Raw genomic sequence first — 20,214 nt, forward strand, 5'->3', positions numbered from 1 at the left:
ATGACCGGCCTCCCCTTTTTGTTGCGCGCGATCCGGTTCGACCGCGCGTGACGTTCCAAGCGTTGCGTATCGATTTTTCGCATCACAGGAGCTCGACATGTTGCAGGACATCCCGACGCCGACCTTGCGCGAGGCAAGAGCTTGCGTCCTCGAGACCGAACGGCTGACCTTGCGCAAGCCGACGCTCGCGGACGTAAAAGCCATCGCACGCCTCGCCAATGACCGCCGCATCGCGGAGAACACCCGCCGCCTGCCGCATCCCTATACCCAGGACGACGCCATCGACTTCGTGCGCACGCTCGGCGCCGGCGGACGCGAGACCGTTTTCCTGATCGAGAACAATCACACGCCGATCGGCATGGTCGGCATTGACTGGCGCAAGCCTGACGGCATCGACTGGCGCGAGGAGACCGCGGCCGCCGAACTTGGCTACTGGCTCGGCGTCGATTATTGGGGCCAGGGCTACGGCACCGAGGCCGCGCGCGCCGTGATCGACTATTTCTTCGAGGAATTCGATCTCGACCAGCTGATCGCAGGCGCCCGCGTCGTCAACCCGTCGTCGCGCAACATCCTCGAGAAGTGCGGCTTCCAGTGGAGCGGCGTCGAACTGCACCGCTTCGAGGCGCTGGGCTCATCGAGCCCGGTCGATGCCTTCCGGCTGTCGCGCGGCGTCTGGGCGTCGCTGAAGAGCTGGAATAGTTCGAAGCGGCGGGAGAGCTAGCACCCGTCATTGCGAGGAGCTCGCGACAAAATTGCAAAGCAATTTTGCGCTGAAGCGACGAAGCAATCCATATCGCCAATTGCGGCACCATGGATTGCTTCGCTTCGCTCGCAATGACGGAATCTGTCGAACAACCCTACGCCGGCGGGTTCAGCGCGGAGTCCCCGCGCCCGAGTTGCTGCTCGCGCACGAAGATGTAGAGGCCGGCCGCGATGATGATGGCGGCGCCGACGATGGTGGCCCAGGACGGCACGTCGCCGAACACCACGAAGCCGAAGATCACCGCCCAGACGATCATCGAATACTGGTAGGGCACCACCACACTCGCCGGCGCGAGCTTCAGCGAGCGGTTCACGCACAGCAGCGCTGCGACCGAGATGATGCCGGCGGTGAAGAACAGCACGAGGCTGCCGGCTGACGGCGTCACCCAGCCGATCGGCGAGAGCACGAGGCCGAGGATGAACGTGCCGACGAATTGCGACGTCGCCAACACGATATCGGGCGTCGCGCGCAGCGAGCGCGTGATCAGCATCAGCACCGCAAACGACAGGCTGCCGCCGAGCGCGATCATCGCCGGCCAGCTGATGGTCTGCGCCGATGGCCGCAGCGCGATCAGCACCCCGCAAAAGCCGACCAGGATCGCGGTCCAGCGCCGCCAGCCGATGTGCTCGCCGAGCACGAGGCCCGACATCGCGGTGACGAAGATCGGTCCGGCCAGGTAATAGGTGATGACGTCGGCGAGCGGCAGATAGACGGTCGCCAGGAAGAACGCCGCGACCTCCAGCGTCGACAGCGTGACGCGCAGCAATTGCAGCCACGGCCGCTCCAGATGCAGGAAATCCGCGCGCCGCTTCCACACGATCGGCAGCAGCACCAGCAGCGCCGCGCAGGCGCGCAGCCACAGCAATTGTCCGACCGAATAGGTGGCGACGAGGAATTTGCCCATCGCATCGCCGAACGAGAACATGAAGATCGACAGCAGCATCAACCCGATGCCGGCAAGCCGCGCCGATCGATCGTCGTAGGAGGACAGTTTTGCGAACAGGCTCATGGAGGAATTCCGGGGGGTCGTCCGGTTTAAGAGCCGTGGGTGCCCGGGACAAGCCCGCCCATGACGAATTGAACGAAGACCAATTGAACGGATTGCCGCACCTGCATCGCTGCGATACCGGTAGCTGATCCCGGCAACAAAAAGAGCAGGAAACGCCGCATGAGCGAATTCGACCCCACCCAGCATCGCATGGTCCCCGCGCAGCGCTGGTTCGAGGATTTCGTGCTCGGTGAGCGCTTCGTGATTCCGAGCCGGACCCAGACCTCGGCGGTGTTCGCGGCGTTCCAGACCGCCAGCGGCGACACCCATCCGATCCATTACGACGTCGAATATTGCCGGGCGCGCGGCATGCCGGATCTGCTCGCGCACGGCTTCCAGACCCTGGTGCACACCGCGCCCGGCGCCGGGCTGTTTCCCTATGTCGTCGAGGAGTCGCTGGTCGGCTTCCTGGAACAGGCGAGCAAGTTCCTGAAACCGGTCTATGCCGGCGATACCATCTACCCCGCGCTGGAGGTGATCGAGCTCGAGCCGGGCAGGACCACTGGCGTCGTGACACTGCGCTCGACCGTGCACAACCAGCGCCGCGAGCTGGTGCTGGAGGGGATGCAGAAATTCCTGGTCCGGCGGCGGCCGGCCTAGCCGTCAGGCCGCAAAAAGGCCCGAAAATTAAGGCTTTTCGCCGAAGTCGGGGCGCTGGCGGGTTGCCGCCAAGGCCGCCCTGGCTTAACTAGAGCGGACCGGTCCTGAACGGGTCAGAGCCGGTACGCTCCCGATTTTCATTTTGACGCGTTTTTGTCCGGCGAACCGGCGTCCGCTTCGCACGAAAGCGCTATAGTAGCGGATCATGAAATTCCTCGATGAAGCCAAGGTCTATATTCGCTCCGGCGACGGCGGCAATGGCTGCGTCGCGTTCCGGCGCGAGAAGTTCATCGAGTTCGGCGGTCCCTCCGGCGGCAATGGCGGCCGCGGCGGCGACGTCATCATCGAATCCGTCGACGGCCTGAACACGCTGATCGACTACCGCTACCAGCAGCACTTCAAGGCGCAAAAAGGCACCAATGGCATGGGCAAGGACCGCCATGGCGCCAACGGCAAGCCGATCGTGCTGAAGGTCCCTGTCGGCACCCAGGTGTTCGACGAGGACCGCGAGACGCTGCTGCACGACTTCACCGAACTCGGCGAGAAATTCGTGCTGGCTGAAGGCGGCAATGGCGGCTTCGGCAACGCGCATTTCAAATCCTCCACCAACCGCGCGCCGCGCAACGCCAATCCCGGCGCGCCGGGCGAGGAGCGCTGGATCTGGCTACGGCTGAAGCTGATCGCCGACGCCGGCCTGGTCGGCCTGCCCAACGCCGGCAAATCGACCTTCCTGTCGGTGGTCAGCGCGGCACGGCCGAAGATCGCCGACTATCCCTTCACCACGCTGCATCCGCAGCTCGGCGTCGTGAATTACGGCGGCCGCGAGTTCGTGCTCGCCGACATCCCCGGCTTGATCGAAGGCGCGCATGAGGGTGCCGGCCTCGGCGACCGTTTCCTGGGCCATGTCGAGCGCTGCCGTGTGCTGCTGCATCTGGTCGATGCGACCTGCGAGCATGCCGGCAAGGCCTACAAGACGGTGCGCACCGAACTCGAAGCCTATGAAGGCCAGCTCGCCGACAAGATCGAGATCGTCGCGCTCAACAAGATCGACGCGGTCACGGCTGACGAACTGAAGAAGCAGAAGGACCGCCTCAAGCGCGCGGCGAAGAAGACGCCGCTGCTGCTCTCCGGCGCGACCGGCGAAGGCGTGCCGGATGCGTTGCGCGCGCTGGTCGAGGTGATCGGCGAAGCGCCGGTGTCCAACAAGGCCAAGAGCCAGGCGGAGCCGTGGGCGACGCCGCTGCCGCAGGGTTGAGCGGCACATCGATCTCTTAAAGCCACATCGTGGCGCCTCTTTGCTTCTACCTTCCTGCCAGACCGAACCCATGAAACGCCCCGCGCTCAAGAACTTTCGCCGCATCGTCGTCAAGGTCGGCTCGTCGCTGTTGGTCGACTCGCAGGCCGGCGAGGTCCGTGCATCCTGGCTCGCGGCGCTCGTCGACGACATCGCAAAACTCCACAAGCGGGGCTGCGAGGTCATGGTGGTGTCGTCGGGCTCGATCGCGCTCGGCCGCAGCCGCCTGAAGCTGCCGCGCGGGCCGCTGAAGCTCGAAGAGAGCCAGGCTGCCGCGGCAGTCGGCCAGATCGCGCTGGCGCGGATCTGGTCGGAGGTGCTCGGCCATCACGGCATTGGCGCCGGGCAGATCCTGGTGACGCTGCAGGATACCGAGGAGCGCCGCCGCTATCTCAACGCGCGCTCGACCATCGCCAAGCTGCTGGAATGGGGCGCGGTGCCCGTCATCAACGAGAACGACACGGTCGCCACGACAGAGATCCGCTACGGCGACAATGATCGCCTCGCCGCCCGCGTCGCCACCATGGCAAGCGCGGACCTGTTGATCCTGCTGTCCGATATCGACGGCCTCTACACCGCGCCGCCCGCGCTCGATCCCGATGCGAAGCTGATTCCTGTGGTCGAAAGCATCACCTCGGAGATCGAGGGCATGGCCGGCTCGGCCGGTTCCGAGCTGTCGCGCGGCGGCATGACCACCAAGATCGAGGCCGCGAAGATCGCGACCACCGCCGGCACCCACATGCTGATCGCCTCCGGCAAGATCGAGCATCCCTTGCAGGCGATCGCCGACGGCGGCCGCTGCACCTGGTTCCTGACTCCGGCCAATCCCGTCACCGCACGCAAGCGCTGGATCGCGGGCTCGCTCGAGCCGAAGGGCACGCTGACCATCGATGCCGGCGCGGTGGCGGCGCTGCGTGCCGGCAAGAGCCTGCTGCCGGCCGGCGTGATCCGGGTCGACGGCCAGTTCGCCCGTGGCGATGCCGTGGTGGTGCGCGGCCCCGACACCCATGAGATCGGCCGCGGCCTCGTCGCCTACGACGCCGAGAACGCCGAGAAGATCAAGGGCCGCTCCTCGCCGGACGTGATGGCCATTCTGGGCATCAGCGGCCGGTCGGAAATGATCCACCGCGACGACCTCGTGATCGGCCCGGCAGGCACGATCCCGCCGAAATAGGCGGTCGGGTCGGCCATTGGCCGAGCGGGCGGCCTGCCGCCCACCTGCCATGCCGGTTCCGCGCCTCGCCACCCCTCAATTGCCATGCTAGAACATGGCCTTAGTCCAAAGCTGGTAGTTTCATGAGCGCCCCCCTGAAGGCAATCGACGGCAACGCCGATCTCGCCGCCCTGATGACCGACCTCGCCGCCAAGGCCCGCGCCGCTGCGCGCGTGCTGGCGCTGGCGCCGCCGGAGCAGAAGAACCGAGCGCTCTCCGCGATCGAAGCCGCGATCCGCGCCAACGCTGCGGCCATTCTCGCCGCCAATGCCGAGGATGTCGCCGAGGCGCGGGCCGGCGGCATGAGCTCCGCTTTCGTCGACCGGCTGACACTGACGCCGGCGCGCGTCGACGGCATGGCCGATGGCGTTGCCACCGTGCGCGAGATCATCGATCCGGTCGGCGCCGTCACCGAAAGCTGGCAGCGTCCGAACGGAATGACCATTGAGCGCGTCCGCGTGCCGCTCGGCGTGATCGGCGTGATCTTCGAAAGCCGCCCCAACGTCGCTGCCGACGCCGGCGTGCTGTGCCTGAAGTCCGGCAACGCCGTGATCCTGCGCGGCGGCTCCGACAGCTTCCGCTCCTGCCGCGCGATCCATGACTGCCTGGTGCAGGGCCTGCGTGAAGCCGGCCTTCCTGAGGCTGCGATCACCCTGGTGCCGACCCGCGACCGCGCCGCCGTCGGCCTGATGCTGACGGGACTGAACGGCGGCATCGACGTGATCGTGCCGCGCGGCGGCAAGAGCCTGGTCGCACGCGTCGAGGCGGAAGCGCGCGTTCCGGTGTTCGCGCATCTCGAGGGCGTCAACCACATTTACGTCGATGCCAGCGCCAGACTCGATATGGCCAAGTCGGTGGTGCTGAACGCCAAGATGCGCCGTCCCGGCGTCTGCGGCGCCGTCGAAACCCTGCTGATCGATCGCAACGCTGCCGCGACCAAGCTGAAGCCGCTGGTCGAGATGTTGATCGAGGCCGGTTGCGAGGTGCGCGGCGACGACACCGTGCAAGGCGCCGATAGCAGGGTGAAACCTGCGTCCGACGAGGATTGGAACACCGAATATGAGGACGCGATCATCTCGGCGAAGATCGTCGACAGTCTCGATGATGCAATCGCGCATATTCAAAATCACGGCTCGCATCACACCGATGCGATCGTGACGGAGGATTCCGCTGCAGCGCAGAGATTCCTCAACGAAGTCGATTCGGCGATCGTGCTACACAACGCGTCGACCCAGTTCGCCGACGGCGGCGAATTCGGCTTCGGCGCGGAGATCGGAATTGCCACCGGCAAATTCCACGCCCGCGGCCCGGTCGGCGCCGAGCAACTGACGAGCTTCAAGTACCGCGTCCACGGCACCGGGCAGACACGGCCGTGATCATTGTCGCACGCGCACGGTAGCCCCTTGCAGCAAGCTTCCACCGTGCCGTTATCCGCAGCGCAGGCGCTTCCGTTCTACACCAACGGCATGCGCATCGGGCTGCTCGGCGGCTCCTTCAATCCGCCGCACGCCGCGCATCGCGCCATCAGCCTGTTCGCGCTCAAGCGGCTGCAGCTCGACCGCGTGTGGTGGCTGCTGACGCCGGGCAATCCGCTGAAGAACCACGACGGCCTGCATGCGCTCAACGAGCGCGCCGCGGCTGCGCGCCGCGTTGCCGACGATCCGCGCATCGACATCTCCTGTCTCGAAGCTGTCATCGGTGTCCGCTACACTGTGGACACGATCATCCACTTGCGCCGCCGCGTCTCCGGCGTGCACTTCGTCTGGATCATGGGCGCTGACAATCTCGCGCAATTTCATCGCTGGAAAGATTGGCGGCGCATCGCGTCCGATGTGCCGATTGCCGTGATCGACCGTCCGCCCCAGAGTTTCCGCGCCCTTGCCGCACCAGCGGCGCAGGCGCTTTCGCGCTATCGCATGCCCGAAAATCAGGCGACACGGCTGGCCGACCAACGGGCGCCGGCCTGGGTCTTCCTGACAGGAATGAAATCCAATCTGTCTTCGACCGGACTGCGGAACCCGGATGGGAGCTGGAGAACGGCATGAAGCGCAAAAGGGTTACTGGAATATTGAAACCATTAACCCCACATGCGTAGTATGGCGCGTGGGGCCGAGGATTCGGCGCCCGCGATACAGTGAAAGGAATGGTCCCTGGCCACATCTGTATTGTCCAAGTCTGTTTTACCCAAGGTTCCAAAGACTTCAGGTCCAAAGACTGCGCGTAAAACATCGACGAAAACCGCGGCCTTGCAGGCGCAACCGGATGCCGACAAACCGGATGCCGACAAGACGCTGAGCCTGATCCTCTCCCGCCTCGAGGATATGAAGGCGGAAGAAACGGTCACCATCGACCTTCGCGGCAAATCCGCATATTCCGACTACATGATCGTCACCACCGGCCGGGTTAACCGGCACGTTGGCGCGATCGCGGAAAATGTGACGAAGAGCCTCAAGGAAAACGGGGTCAAGAACATCCACGTCGAGGGCTTGCCCAATTGCGACTGGGTGCTGATCGATTCCGGCGACGTGATCGTGCACGTGTTCAGGCCTGAGGTGCGCGAGTTCTACAACCTCGAGCGGTTGTGGACTCAGAACCCGGCGGTCGCGGCGGTCTAAGGCGTATCGAAGCCGATGCGAATCGGCTGCAGCGCATATAGCTTGCGCTGATGCGCCTCGTCGTCATCTGCATCGGCCGCCTGAAACAGGGCCCTGAACGGGAGCTCGCCGAGCGTTACCGCGAGCGCTTCGAGGATATCGGCCGCAAGCTCGGGTTTCGCGGCCTCGACGTCCACGAGATTGCGGAGAGCCGCGCGCGCGACACGGGCGCGCGCATCGCCGAGGAGGCCGCGGCGATCGCGGCCTTGCTGCCTGAGAAGCACATGCTGGTCGCGCTCGACGAACGCGGCAAGAGCGTCGACAGCGCAAGCTTTGCGCAGCAGCTCGGCCGCTGGCGCGACGAGGGAGCAGCGCATACTGTCTTCGTGATCGGCGGCGCCGACGGACTTTCGCCAGAATTGCAGCGCAAGGCTTCGTTGCGTATTGCATTCGGCTCCGCGACCTGGCCGCATCAAATGGTCCGCGTCATGCTTCTGGAACAGATTTATCGAGCCGCGACCATTTTGGCCGGCCATCCCTATCATCGCGCCTGAGCCGCGGTGACGGACAGTCGAAAGCGCTGAACCCACGCGAATGCAGCACAAGCGGGACACAGCTTCGGATTCGCATCTCGGCACCGCGTGCCGGCGCTGGCTGCCGGCATCCCTGCCCGTGTCGATCATCATGCTCGCCGCCGCTCCGCTGGCAGCAGCGTATGCGCAAGCGGCACCACCCGCACAACCCGCCCCGGCGGCACAGCAGGCCGCAACGGAGACATCGCCGGACGCCATCAAGCAGCGCGAGCAGGAGCTCGAGGCCGCGCGCGAACAACAGCGCAAGGCCACCGAGCTGCAGGAGAAGCTGAAGGCCGACATCGCCGCGATGGGCCAGGACCGCAGCAAGCTCAACCAGCAGCTGATCGACATTGCCGGCCAGGTGCGCGGCGTCGAGACGCGGATCGCCGATGCCGAAGCGCGTCTGCAGCCGCTCGACGGCCGCGAGCGCGACATTCGCGGCTCGCTCGATTCACGCCGCTCCGAAGTGATCGAGGTGCTGGCCGCTTTGCAGCGCGCCGGGCGGCGCACGCCGCCGGCGCTGCTGGTGCGGCCCGAGGACGCGCTGCAATCGCTGCGTACCGCGATGCTGCTCGGCGCGGTGGTGCCGGAATTGCGCGTCCGCGCCGAGAAGCTGGCGGCCGATCTCGGCGAACTGGTGGCGCTGCGCAAGACCATCTCGACCGAGCGCGATGCGCTGGCGGCCGACCGCGACAAGCTGAAGGAAGACCAGACCCGCCTGGCCGCACTGGTCGACGAACGGCAGCGGCAGCAGAGCGCGGCCGAAAAGGACATGGAAGCCGAAGGCGCCCGCGCCATCGCGCTGTCGAAGCAGGCCGCCGATCTGCAGAGCCTGATCGCCAAGATGGAGCAGGACCTCAAGAGCGCGGCGAAGGCCGCCGTCACGGCCAGCCTCCAGGGGGCCCCGGCAACCGTTAACGGCAAGCCGAATCTGGGTGCTCTCAAGGATCCGGCCCGCATGAGCCCGGCGGTCGCCTTCGCCTCGGCCAAAGGCCTGTTTTCCTATCCGGTGAACGGCACCAAGATTCGCGAATTTGGCGGTTCCGACGGTGCGGGCGGCGTACAAAAAGGCATTTCTTTGGCCGCCAAACCGGGCGCGCAGGTCACAACCCCGTGTGACGGATGGGTTGTTTACGCTGGTCCTTTCCGCAGCTATGGACAACTCTTGATCCTCAATGCCGGGGGCGGGTATCATGTCCTGATCGCCGGGATGGAGCGTATTTCGGTAAACATCGGCCAGTTTGTGCTAACGGGGGAGCCGGTTGCGACCATGGGGTCGACATCCCAGGTTGCATCGATTCTCGCGACCAATGCGAGCCAGCCAGTGCTCTATGTCGAGTTCCGGAAAGACGGCACTCCAATCGATCCAGGTCCATGGTGGACCGCAAATGAAGGCGAAAAGGTTCGCGGATGATGCGCAAGACTTCGGTAATTCTCCTTAGCGCCGCCACCGGCGCGGCCCTGACGCTTTTCGTCACGCAGCCCCGCGCTGTGCTGATGGGATCGAGCGCGCGCGCCGCGACGTCGGACACCTATCGCCAGCTCAATTTGTTCGGCGACGTGTTCGAGCGGGTGCGCAGCGACTATGTCGAGAAGCCGGATGACAGCAAGCTCGTCGAGTCCGCGATCTCGGGCATGCTGTCCGGCCTCGACCCGCACTCGAGCTACATGGATGCCAAGAGCTTCCGCGACATGCAGGTGCAGACCCGCGGCGAGTTCGGCGGCCTCGGCATCGAGGTCACGATGGAAGACGGTCTGATCAAGGTCGTCTCGCCGATCGACGACACCCCGGCCTCGAAGGCCGGCATCATGGCCAACGACATCATCACCACACTCGACGACGAGGCCGTGCAGGGCCTGACGTTGAACCAGGCGGTCGAGAAGATGCGCGGCCCGGTCAACACCAAGATCAAGCTCAAGATCATCCGCAAGGGCCAGGACAATCCGATCGACGTCACGCTGGTGCGCGACAACATCCGCGTCCGCTCGGTGCGTGCGCGCGTCGAGGCCGACGACATCGCCTATATCCGCATCACCACCTTCAACGAGCAGACCACCGAAGGCCTGAAGAAGGAGGTTGCCAACCTTCAGGGCCAGATCGGCGACAAGCTGAAGGGCTACATCATCGACCTCCGCAACAACCCCGGCGGCCTTCTCGAAGAAGCCGTCACCGTGTCCGACGCCTTCCTGGAGCGTGGCGAGATCGTCTCGACCCGCGGACGCAATGCCGAGGAAACCCAGCGTCGCGCCGCTCATCCCGGCGACCTGACCAAGGGCAAGCCGGTCATCGTGCTGATCAACGGCGGCTCGGCATCGGCCTCCGAAATCGTCGCCGGCGCGCTGCAGGACCACAAGCGTGCGACCCTGGTCGGCACCCGCTCGTTCGGCAAGGGCTCGGTGCAGACCATCATTCCGCTCGGTTCGGGCAACGGCGCGCTGCGCCTGACCACCGCGCGCTACTACACGCCGTCGGGCAAGTCGATCCAGGCCAAGGGCATCGTGCCCGACATCGAGGTGCTGCAGGACGTGCCGGAAGAGCTGAAGGCGCGCACCGACACCAAGGGCGAGGCCTCGCTGCGCGGCCATCTGAAGAACGATGGCGACGAGAAGACCGGCTCGCAGTCCTACGTCCCGCCGGACGCCAAGGACGACAAGGCGCTGAAGATGGCCGACGACCTCTTGCACGGCATCAAGTCGACCTCGAACGCAACACCGGCACCAGCCGCCCCGTCCGACAAGGCGCCCGGCGACAAGGCCGCCGCCGACAAGCCGGCCAACAAGTCCGCGAACTGATCCCATCCAATTGATTCGACGAACAGGGCGGCCCTCGGGCCGCCCTTTCTGTTTTCGCCGTCCACCGCCGCCGGTGCTTTGACGGGGCGGCCGGCGCGCGGGAATGCACCGCATCGTGCTATCGTTCGCGCTGTTGATTCGGGGAGGGTCATGGCAGAAGCGGCCGACGAACTGAGTACGCCGCTTGGGCAGAACACCGTGGGCAGGACGCGCCGTTTCCGTCTGCCGTTCACGGCGATGCAGGCGCTCGCCGTCCTGCTCGGCCTCGTGCTGGTCAGTTTCGCCGGTGTCGCTTTGTTCAACGACAATCCGCTCGGCGGCGAGCCGATGGCCCGCATCACGCTGCGCAATCCCCCGCCCCCGGCCTCCGACGACAAGCAGGCCCCGGCGGAGCCGGCGGTCAAATCCGCTGCCAAGGGTCCGGCCGCAGCCGGCGACGCCAAGAACGATGCCAGGACTGTCACCATCATCGACGGCTCCAGCGGCAAGCGCCAGGACGTGGTGATCGGCGCCGGCGATCCAGCCGAAAAGGCGATGGATGGCGACGCGCCGCCACTGGCGATGACCGGGATCGACCCCCGCCTGCTGGAAAAGTCGCGCTACGGCATGATCCCGGTGGTCGCTGACGGCCTGAAGCCGTTCACGGTCTATGCGGGCGAGGCCGACCGCGCCAAGGCGGCCCGGATGCCGGTGGTCGCCATCGTGGTCGCGGGCCTCGGCGTCGGCGCCGCCAAGACCACTGACGCCATCATGAAGCTGCCGCCGGCGGTGACGCTGGCCTTCACGCCATACGGCGCCGATCCCGGCAAACTCGCGGAACGCGCGAGGGGCCAGCGCCATGAGATCCTGCTGCAGATCCCGATGGAGCCGTTCGACTATCCCGACAACGATCCGGGCCCGCAGACCCTGCTGACCACATTGAGTGCCGAGCAGAACCTTGATCGTCTCTATTGGCACCTCAGCCGCCTGCAGGGCTATGCCGGGATCGCCAATTTCATGGGAGCCCGGTTCGTCGCGACCGATCCCGTGATGCAGCCCATCGTGCGCGAAGCGGCCAAGCGCGGCCTGAGCTTTTTCGACGACGGTTCCACCCCGCGCAGCGTCGCGCAGAGCCTCTCGGCCGGCCAGTCGTTGCCGTTCGCCAAGGCCGATTTCGCTATCGACGTGGTGCCGACATCGGCGGAAATCGACCGCGCGCTGGTCAAACTGGAAACGATCGCCAAGGAACGCGGCACGGCCGTGGGCGTCGCCTCGGCGCTGCCGGTCTCGATCGAGCGGCTCGGCGCCTGGCTCAAGACATTGGACTCCAAAGGCATCATGCTCGTGCCATTGACAACCGCGATGCTGAAATCAAAATCGGGCTAGAGATCAATCTGTTGGTGCAACTCAAGACCTTGCCGGGGGGCCGGGTCGGAGTGGCGCCGGGAACTGCGAGGTAGCGGCGGCATGGCACGTTATGAAGACCTGCCCTATCGAACCTGCGTCGGCATCATGCTGCTGAATACGGCCGGACTGGTCTTCATCGGACGCCGTGCCGGCGGCATTGAGCATGTCGACGACGCGCATGTCTGGCAGATGCCGCAAGGCGGCGTCGATCCCGGCGAGGATACGTTTCAGGCCGCCCGGCGCGAGCTCTATGAAGAGACCAGCATCAAATCCGTGGAGAAGCTCGGTGAGGTCTCCGACTGGTTGATCTATGATATCCCGCGCACCGTCGCGGGCCGCGCCTGGAAGGGCCGCTACCGTGGCCAGCGCCAGAAGTGGTTCGCGCTGCGCTTCACCGGCGACGAGAACGAGATCAACGTCGCCCACCCCGGCGGCGGCCACAAGGCCGAGTTCGTCACCTGGCGCTGGGAGCCGATGAAGAATCTGCCGGAGCTGATTGTGCCGTTCAAGCGTCCGGTCTATGAGCGCGTCGTGAAGGAATTCGCCGGTCTGGCGGCCAAGTAATTGGCCGGGCAATCGGCCAGATCAACGCGCGGCGCACCGGTCGAAATGTCATCAGATAAACCCTATCGCCCCAATGTGGGCATCGCGCTGTTCAGCGGCGACGGACGCGTTTTGATCGGCCACCGGATCAAGGACGACGGTCCGGAGATCGTGCTGCCCGGCCTCGAATGGCAGATGCCGCAGGGCGGCATCGACGACGGCGAGGATCCGCGCCAGGCCGTGATGCGCGAATTGTGGGAAGAAACCGGCGCGGTCAATGCCGACTATCTCGGCGAGACCGACTGGCTGAGCTACGAATTCCCGGCCTATGACGGGCCGGCATCGCATCGGCTCGCCAAATTCCGCGGCCAGCGGCAGAAATGGTTCGCGCTGCGCTTCACCGGATGCGACGACGAGATCGATCCATTGACGCCGCGCAACGGCCAGCCCGCGGAATTCGATCAATGGCGCTGGGAGCGTCTCGATCGCGTCGCCGACCTCGTGGTGCCGTTCCGCCGCGAGGTCTATCGCACAGTCGCGATCCGGTTCGCGGAATTCGCTAAAGCGCGATGAGATCAGGTTGAACCGTCATCGTGCTTTATACGCTTGTGCGAGCACGATCTTTTCGGAAAGCCGCTTCGCACTCTCCGGATCATGCGCGTGCTGATCCTGCGACGGAAGGCGCCGCGCGTCGCCCGGCGTCATGCCATAGGTCGCGCGGAAGACGCGGTAGAAGGTCGCGATGCTGTCGAAGCCGCACGCGAACGCGATCTCGTCGATGCCGGGCTCCTGCATCGACGAGAGCAGCCGCTTCGCCTCCTTCAGCCTGGCCGCCGTCAGCGTTCGCGCGAACGACAGTCCGGTCGGCTCGAACAGGGCATGCAACTGCCGCAGTGAAATGCCGAGCTCGGCGGCGACCGCAGCCGGCGTGAGCGCGGCACGATGCAGATCGCGCAGCAGGATTTCGCGCGCAGCATGGAGGTAGCCCGCATGCAGCGCGGCGCGGATCTCATCCTGGCGCGGCCGCACCCGTCCGCGCGCAAGCAGCGCCAGGCGCACCATATGCGTGGCCTCGTCGGCGAACTGCCCGGCTTGCGCCGGATCACGCGTCATGGAGCGGAGCATGGCTCCGACCAGCCGGGTCAGGCTCGCATCGCGCGCCAGCGCGACCAGCGGCACGTCCTCGATCCGGGCACCGAGCACGAGTTCGTCGGTGACGGGAATCTTGAGGCTGAAGAAACGAAAGCCGTCGGTCCGATCGGGCGTCGAGGCAAACGGAAGATTGGAATGGCCGAACACCATATCTCCGTTGCCGACCCACTGGACGCGGTCGCGGCCGATATTCATGTGGCCGGGGCCGCGCACCTGCCAGCCGAGATGCAGGCTGTTGCTCGGAACACGCCCGATGTCGGATGACGTCCGGCTGACGCGGTAGGACGAAGCCGACATTTCCGCCAGCACGGCATCGCCGACCGGCGTCGCGGAAAAGCGTCCGTGGAAATCGGATCGCCTGTCGCGCTCGAGCTCGATGGTAACGCCGAACAGGTTTTTGCCGCGCACGTCGCACCAGTGCTCGAAGCGGTCCTGCGGGCGGAGAGCGTCGGTCGAGAAAGTCAGCACAGCTTCTTGTCCGTGACGTCGGGGGATGAAATCGCGATGCGGTCGGGCCAGTTCGTCATCGCGGCGCAGCTTGGCATGTGTGCCCGATCCTCGCTGTAAGCTGCTTCACATGTTCCGGGTTGCCGCCTGGTTCCGACCGACCGCGGAGCCGTTCGCATTGGCAATGGCTGTCGCGCCTGGCGCAGACATCGCGTGGAGCGGACCAGACCGTAATATCCGCCGCAATGGTCGCTGCGATCTTACGTTTCATGAGTGCCAGCCGCGGAACCCAGAAAATATGCCGGCACGATGCCGTCAGACGGCTCAGGGCGCAACAGGCACTCAACGCACGCCGGGGTTTGGCGAGCGTTGAATGCATCAAATCTTGGCAGACGATAGCTGGAAAAGTGTGAGCGATTTCAGAAGGGGCCGGCTCACTCGACGCTATGGCGCGATCGCAGCCGGCAATCGCGCCTTAGTGCATAGCCGTGGTGTTGAGCTCGTGCTGGATGCTCTTGAAGTGGTCGAGCCGCTCGATCGCGTGATCGAGCTCAGAGCCTTCCTTCTCGGCGAGCTTCTCTTCCATCTCCTTGATGGTCTCCGCGAACTTCGCACGATCGAGTTCGGCAATCGTGGTCGCGACGTCGGCGAGCACGGTGAGGCCCTTATCCGACACCTCGGCGAGACCACCGAGCACGATCACCTTCTCGCGCTTGCCGGCGGTCGTGATGGTCAGGATACCCGGACGAATCGTGGCGACGACCGGAGCGTGGCCGGCGAGCACACCGAAATCACCCTCCACACCGGGAACGTCGACCTGATCGACCTCACCGGAGAAGGCGAGCTTTTCGGGAGAGACGAGATCGAAGTGGAAGGTGGCCATGGTCTTTCCGTTCTTTGCGCTGTCACCCGCGGGCTTGACCCGCGGGTCCATCAGTCAAAAAAGTTTTGGTTCGATGGATCGCCGGATCAAGTCCGGCGATGACGACATCCTGAAGCTCAGGCCGCTTCCGCGGCGAGCTTCTTGCCCTTCTCGACGGCTTCTTCGATGGTACCGACCATGTAGAACGCCGCTTCCGGCAGATGGTCGTACTTGCCCTGGCAGAGATCGCGGAAGCCCTTGATGGTGTCGGCGAGGTCGACGAACTTGCCCGGCGAACCGGTGAAGATTTCGGCGACGTGGAACGGCTGCGACAGGAAGCGCTCGACCTTGCGGGCGCGAGCCACCGTCAGCTTGTCCTCTTCCGACAGTTCGTCCATGCCGAGGATGGCGATGATGTCCTGCAGCGACTTGTAGCGCTGGAGGATCTGCTGGACGAGGCGCGCGGTGTTGTAGTGCTCTTCACCGACGACCAGCGCCGACAGCATGCGCGAGGTCGAGTCGAGCGGGTCCACCGCCGGGTAGATGCCCTTTTCCGAGATCGCGCGCGACAGCACCGTGGTGGCGTCCAAGTGCGCGAACGAAGTGGCGGGCGCCGGGTCGGTCAAGTCGTCGGCCGGCACGTAGATCGCCTGCACCGAGGTGATCGAACCCTTCTGGGTGGTGGTGATGCGCTCCTGCAGCGCGCCCATGTCGGTGGCGAGCGTCGGCTGATAGCCCACGGCGCTCGGAATACGTCCGAGCAGCGCCGACACTTCCGAACCCGCCTGGGTGAAACGGAAGATGTTGTCGACGAAGAACAGCACGTCCTGGCCCTGGTCGCGGAAGTGCTCGGCGACCGTCAGGCCGGTCAGACCGACGCGGGCGCGGGCGCCCGGCGGTTCGTTCATCTGACCGAACACCAGCGCGCACTTCGACTTCACGCTCGGATCCGGATTGTGCGGATCCGCATTGACCTTCGATTCGATGAACTCGTGATAGAGGTCGTTGCCTTCGCGGGTCCGCTCGCCGACGCCGGCGAACACGGAGTAACCGCCGTGCGCCTTCGCGACGTTGTTGATCAGTTCCTGAATCAGCACGGTCTTGCCGACGCCGGCGCCGCCGAACAGGCCGATCTTGCCGCCCTTCGCGTACGGAGCAAGAAGGTCGACGACCTTGATGCCGGTGACGAGAATTTCCGCTTCGGTCGACTGGTCGGTGTAGGTCGGCGCTTCCTGGTGGATGGCGCGCAGGCCGTCGGACTTGATCGGACCGGCTTCGTCGATCGGCTCGCCGATGACGTTGATGATGCGGCCGAGCGTGCCTTCGCCGACCGGCACCCGGATCGGCTCACCGGTGTCGATGACTTCCTGGCCGCGGACCAGACCTTCGGTGATGTCCATCGCGATGGTGCGGACGGTCGATTCACCGAGATGCTGCGCGACTTCGAGCACCAGGCGGTTGCCGCCGTTCTTGGTCTCGAGCGCATTCAAAATCGCCGGAAGGTGGCCTTCGAACTGCACGTCGACCACGGCGCCCGTGACCTGGGTAACGCGACCGATCTGGTTGGCTGCTGTAGCCATGAACTGTTCTCCTTCGAAAATCTGCCTTAGACCGCCTCAGCGCCGGAGATGATCTCGATCAGCTCCTTCGTGATCTGGGCCTGACGGGTTCGGTTGTAAATCAGGGTTTGCTTGCGGATCATCTCGCCGGCGTTGCGCGTCGCGCTGTCCATCGCGCTCATCTGCGCGCCGTAGAACGAGGCGTTGTTCTCCAGCAGCGCGCGGAAGACCTGCACCGCGAGGTTGCGCGGCAGCAGGCTGCCGAGAATCTGATCCTCTTCCGGCTCGTATTCGTACGAGGTCGTCGGAGCCACGCCGGCCGCGGGCGCCGCCACTTCGAGCGGAATGATCTGCTGCGCGGTCGGGATCTGCGCGATCACCGACTGGAAGCGCGAATAGAACAGCGTGCAGACGTCGAACTCGCCGGCCTCGAACCGCGCCAGCACCTTGCTCGCGATGTCCTCGGCGTTGACGAAGCCGATCTGCCGTACCGAACGCAGGTCGAGATGCTCGACGATCCGCTTCTCATAGGTCCGACGCAGCTGCTCGTAGCCTTTGCGGCCGACGCAGAAGAATTTGACTTCCTTGCCCTGCGCGAGCAGCGACTGCGCCCGCTCGCGCGCCAGACGCACGATGGCGGAATTGAAAGCGCCGGACAGGCCGCGCTCGCCGGTGCAGACCAGAAGCAGGTGCACCTGGTCGTTGCCGGTACCTGCGAGCAGCGCCGGCGCGCCGGGCGAGCCGTTGGCCGCGGCAGCGATGTTGGAAATCACCGCATCCATCTTGGTGGCATAGGGCCGCGCCGCTTCGGCGGCGTTCTGCGCGCGGCGCAGCTTCGAGGCCGCGACCATCTGCATGGCCTTGGTGATCTTCTGCGTCGCCTTGGTCGAGGCGATGCGGACCCGCATGTCTTTTAGTGACGCCATTCTTCGTTCACCCCGGCGATCCGACCACAATGGTCAGATCGCAAGCCTCTGTTCGTCACGCCCGGCGGCGAGCCGGGCGACGCCCCACTCGTTAAGCAAACGTCTTGGCGAAGCCGTCGACCGCCGCCTTCAGCTTGGCAGCACTGTCGTCGGACAGATCGCGGCTGTCGCGAATCGCGTTGAGGATCTCGACGTGCTTGCCACGCAGCAGCGACAGCAGGCCATCCTCGAACGCCTTCACCTTGTTGAGCGGAAGCGCATCGAGATAGCCGTTGGTGCCGGCCCAGATCACGCAGACCTGCTCTTCCATCTTCAGCGGCGAGAACTGCGGCTGCTTCAGGAGCTCGGTCAGACGCGAGCCGCGGTTGAGCAGACGCTGCGTCGAGGCGTCGAGGTCGGAGCCGAACTGCGCGAACGCCGCCATTTCGCGGTACTGCGCGAGCTCGCCCTTGATCTTGCCGGCGACCTTCTTGGTCGCCTTGGTCTGCGCCGACGAACCGACGCGCGACACCGACAGACCGACGTTCACCGCGGGACGGATGCCCTGGAAGAACAGATCGGTTTCCAGGAAGATCTGACCGTCGGTGATCGAAATCACGTTGGTCGGAATGTAGGCCGACACGTCATTGGCCTGGGTTTCGATGACCGGCAGCGCCGTCAGCGAGCCCAAGCCATGATCCTTGCCGAGCTTGGCGGCGCGCTCGAGCAGACGGGAGTGCAGATAGAACACGTCGCCCGGATAGGCTTCGCGGCCCGGCGGGCGACGCAGCAGCAGCGACATCTGGCGGTAGGCGACGGCCTGCTTGGACAGATCGTCATAAATGATCACGGCGTGCATGCCGTTATCGCGGAAGTATTCGCCCATGGTGCAGCCGGTGAACGGCGCGATGTATTGCATCGGCGCCGGGTCGGACGCGGTCGCTGCAACGACGATCGAGTATTCCAGCGCGCCCTGCTCTTCGAGCACCTTGACGAACTGCGCAACGGTGGAGCGCTTCTGACCGACCGCGACGTAGACGCAGTACAGCTTCTGACTCTCGTCCGGCTGGGCGTTGAGCGGCTTCTGGTTCAGGATAGTGTCGAGCGCGATCGCGGTCTTGCCGGTCTGACGGTCGCCGATGATCAGCTCGCGCTGGCCGCGGCCGATCGGGATCAGCGCATCGATCGCCTTCAGGCCGGTCGCCATCGGCTCGTTCACCGACTTGCGCGGAATGATGCCGGGCGCCTTGACGTCGACGCGCTTGCGTTCGGTGGCCTGGATCGGGCCCTTGCCGTCGATCGGGTTGCCGAGCGCGTCGACGACGCGGCCGAGCAGCCCCTTGCCGACGGGCGCGTCCACGATCGCGCGGGTGCGCTTGACGGTCTGGCCTTCCTTGATCTCGCGGTCGGCGCCGAAAATCACGATACCGACGTTGTCGGTTTCGAGGTTGAGCGCCATGCCGCGCGTGCCGTTCTCGAACTCGACCATTTCACCGGCCTGAACGTTGTCGAGACCGTAGACGCGGGCAATACCGTCACCGACCGACAGCACCTGGCCAACTTCGGTGACTTCGGCTTCCTGGCCGAAATTCTTGATCTGGTCCTTGAGGATCGCAGAAATTTCTGCGGCGCGGATGTCCATCAGCCTGCCTCTTTCATCGCGTTCTTGATCGAATTGAGTTTGGTGCGAAGCGAACTATCCACCATGCGGCTGCCGAGCTTGACCACCAGGCCACCAATAATGGAGGGATCGACCTTCACGTTGAGCGCGACGTCTTTGCCCGTCACTGACTTCAGTGCGGCCTTCAGCCCGTCGAGATTCTTGTCACTGAGCTGCTCGGCGACGGTGACTTCCGCTGTCGCCTCGCCCTTGAACTTCGCCACCAGCGCGCGATAGGCGCGGATCACATCGGCCACGGCGAACAGCCGGCGATTGGCGGTGAGCACCTTGAGGAATTTTGCCGACGTGCCGGCAATGCCGGCCTTGTCGAGCACCGCGGTCAGCGCCTTCAGCTGGGCGTCCGCGGCAAACACCGGACTGCGGACGAGGCGCTTGAGATCGGCGCTCTCGTTGAGCATGGCCTCGAACTTGTCGAGGTCGGCCCGGACTTGATCGACGGATTGCTCGTCGCGCGCCAACTCGAACAGGGCCGTTGCGTAACGACCGGACACTCCCGAAACGGACGGATCTTCAGCAGCCACGAGCTCGCTCTTTTTTGCTGTCAAACTCGCAAGGGAAAAACCGTCGCCACCAAAGCAGCGCCTAGCGATCCAAGCCCTTGGAATTCAAGCGGGACTTCGATTTTCGACCGACACAGGACGTGCCGGGACCGTTAAAATCGCGGCTTTGCTAACATAGCAATCGCGCAGGTGCAACATGACGGCATCGTGAGAGCCGCCTTGTCGCACGCGGTTTTTGGCGACCGCAGCGGACGGTCGAATCAGAAAAATTCGACGCGCGGAAATTCAGCGCAACCGCT

General features: G+C 64.9%; 20 protein-coding genes. 13 read left to right on the forward strand and 7 right to left on the reverse strand.

Features of this window, described 5'->3' with window-relative positions; genetic code table 11:
• Positions 1-97: 97 nt before the first annotated feature.
• On the forward strand, positions 98-721 hold the full coding sequence (locus ACVISU_RS19915; protein ID WP_050405459.1) for a GNAT family N-acetyltransferase: 624 nt from the start codon (positions 98-100) through the stop codon (positions 719-721).
• A 136-nt stretch (positions 722-857) separates the two neighbouring features.
• On the opposite strand, the gene ACVISU_RS19920 is transcribed toward ACVISU_RS19915, so the two are convergent.
• Positions 858-1,772 (reverse strand): DMT family transporter, encoded by a 915-nt coding sequence (locus tag ACVISU_RS19920; RefSeq protein ID WP_050405458.1) that lies wholly within the window; start codon positions 1,770-1,772, stop codon positions 858-860.
• A gap of 159 nt (positions 1,773-1,931) precedes the next feature.
• Here ACVISU_RS19920 and ACVISU_RS19925 point away from each other — a divergent pair, with 159 nt between their 5' ends.
• The 12 genes from ACVISU_RS19925 (at position 1,932) to ACVISU_RS19980 (ending at position 13,382) form a co-directional block, all read left to right on the forward strand.
• Entirely contained in the window at positions 1,932-2,411 is a 480-nt protein-coding gene (locus ACVISU_RS19925; protein WP_050405457.1) for a MaoC family dehydratase, read from the forward strand.
• A gap of 205 nt (positions 2,412-2,616) precedes the next feature.
• A complete protein-coding gene (gene obgE / locus ACVISU_RS19930) occupies positions 2,617-3,666 on the forward strand; it encodes a GTPase ObgE (RefSeq protein WP_456708051.1) in 1,050 nt (349 codons plus the stop codon).
• A gap of 70 nt (positions 3,667-3,736) precedes the next feature.
• Complete coding sequence (gene proB, locus ACVISU_RS19935) at positions 3,737-4,879, forward strand: glutamate 5-kinase (RefSeq protein ID WP_456708052.1); 1,143 nt, start codon at positions 3,737-3,739, stop codon at positions 4,877-4,879.
• Between the two features lie 122 nt (positions 4,880-5,001).
• Positions 5,002-6,294 carry a glutamate-5-semialdehyde dehydrogenase gene (locus tag ACVISU_RS19940; RefSeq protein ID WP_456708053.1) on the forward strand — a complete coding sequence of 431 codons (1,293 nt, stop codon included), beginning with the start codon at positions 5,002-5,004 and terminating at the stop codon, positions 6,292-6,294.
• A gap of 45 nt (positions 6,295-6,339) precedes the next feature.
• A complete protein-coding gene (locus ACVISU_RS19945) occupies positions 6,340-6,963 on the forward strand; it encodes a nicotinate-nucleotide adenylyltransferase (protein ID WP_456708054.1) in 624 nt (207 codons plus the stop codon).
• Positions 6,964-7,164: 201 nt separating this feature from the next.
• Entirely contained in the window at positions 7,165-7,533 is a 369-nt protein-coding gene (rsfS, locus tag ACVISU_RS19950) for a ribosome silencing factor (protein WP_050400862.1), read from the forward strand.
• A 50-nt stretch (positions 7,534-7,583) separates the two neighbouring features.
• A complete protein-coding gene (rlmH, locus tag ACVISU_RS19955; RefSeq protein WP_456708055.1) occupies positions 7,584-8,066 on the forward strand; it encodes a 23S rRNA (pseudouridine(1915)-N(3))-methyltransferase RlmH in 483 nt (160 codons plus the stop codon).
• A 40-nt stretch (positions 8,067-8,106) separates the two neighbouring features.
• Complete coding sequence (locus ACVISU_RS19960; RefSeq protein WP_456708056.1) at positions 8,107-9,501, forward strand: murein hydrolase activator EnvC family protein; 1,395 nt, start codon at positions 8,107-8,109, stop codon at positions 9,499-9,501.
• Positions 9,498-10,880: a S41 family peptidase gene (locus ACVISU_RS19965; protein WP_050400864.1), complete on the forward strand. Its 1,383-nt coding sequence runs from the start codon at positions 9,498-9,500 to the stop codon at positions 10,878-10,880. The genes ACVISU_RS19960 and ACVISU_RS19965 overlap by 4 nt, the downstream gene beginning before the upstream one ends.
• A 150-nt stretch (positions 10,881-11,030) precedes the next feature.
• Complete coding sequence (locus ACVISU_RS19970) at positions 11,031-12,245, forward strand: divergent polysaccharide deacetylase family protein (protein ID WP_456708057.1); 1,215 nt, start codon at positions 11,031-11,033, stop codon at positions 12,243-12,245.
• An 81-nt stretch (positions 12,246-12,326) separates the two neighbouring features.
• On the forward strand, positions 12,327-12,830 hold the full coding sequence (locus tag ACVISU_RS19975) for an RNA pyrophosphohydrolase (RefSeq protein WP_050400866.1): 504 nt from the start codon (positions 12,327-12,329) through the stop codon (positions 12,828-12,830).
• A 45-nt stretch (positions 12,831-12,875) separates the two neighbouring features.
• Positions 12,876-13,382, forward strand: coding sequence for an RNA pyrophosphohydrolase (locus ACVISU_RS19980; RefSeq protein ID WP_456708058.1), 507 nt, complete (start codon positions 12,876-12,878; stop codon positions 13,380-13,382).
• Between the two features lie 15 nt (positions 13,383-13,397).
• On the opposite strand, the gene ACVISU_RS19985 is transcribed toward ACVISU_RS19980, so the two are convergent.
• The 6 genes from ACVISU_RS19985 to ACVISU_RS20010 form a co-directional block, all read right to left on the reverse strand.
• The gene (locus ACVISU_RS19985) at positions 13,398-14,429 is read right to left on the reverse strand and encodes a helix-turn-helix domain-containing protein (RefSeq protein ID WP_456708059.1); all 1,032 of its coding nucleotides are present in this window, start codon (positions 14,427-14,429) and stop codon (positions 13,398-13,400) included.
• 454 nt (positions 14,430-14,883) lie between these two features.
• A complete protein-coding gene (locus tag ACVISU_RS19990) occupies positions 14,884-15,291 on the reverse strand; it encodes a F0F1 ATP synthase subunit epsilon (protein ID WP_050400898.1) in 408 nt (135 codons plus the stop codon).
• A gap of 116 nt (positions 15,292-15,407) precedes the next feature.
• Complete coding sequence (atpD, locus tag ACVISU_RS19995; protein WP_050400869.1) at positions 15,408-16,850, reverse strand: F0F1 ATP synthase subunit beta; 1,443 nt, start codon at positions 16,848-16,850, stop codon at positions 15,408-15,410.
• Between the two features lie 26 nt (positions 16,851-16,876).
• A complete protein-coding gene (locus ACVISU_RS20000) occupies positions 16,877-17,755 on the reverse strand; it encodes a F0F1 ATP synthase subunit gamma (protein ID WP_456708060.1) in 879 nt (292 codons plus the stop codon).
• 91 nt (positions 17,756-17,846) lie between these two features.
• A complete protein-coding gene (gene atpA / locus ACVISU_RS20005; protein WP_050400871.1) occupies positions 17,847-19,376 on the reverse strand; it encodes a F0F1 ATP synthase subunit alpha in 1,530 nt (509 codons plus the stop codon).
• A complete protein-coding gene (locus ACVISU_RS20010) occupies positions 19,376-19,936 on the reverse strand; it encodes a F0F1 ATP synthase subunit delta (RefSeq protein WP_050400899.1) in 561 nt (186 codons plus the stop codon). Before ACVISU_RS20010 ends, atpA begins: the two co-directional genes overlap by 1 nt.
• Between the last annotated feature and the right edge of the window lie 278 nt (positions 19,937-20,214).

Source organism: Bradyrhizobium sp. USDA 4452, from assembly GCF_054063575.1.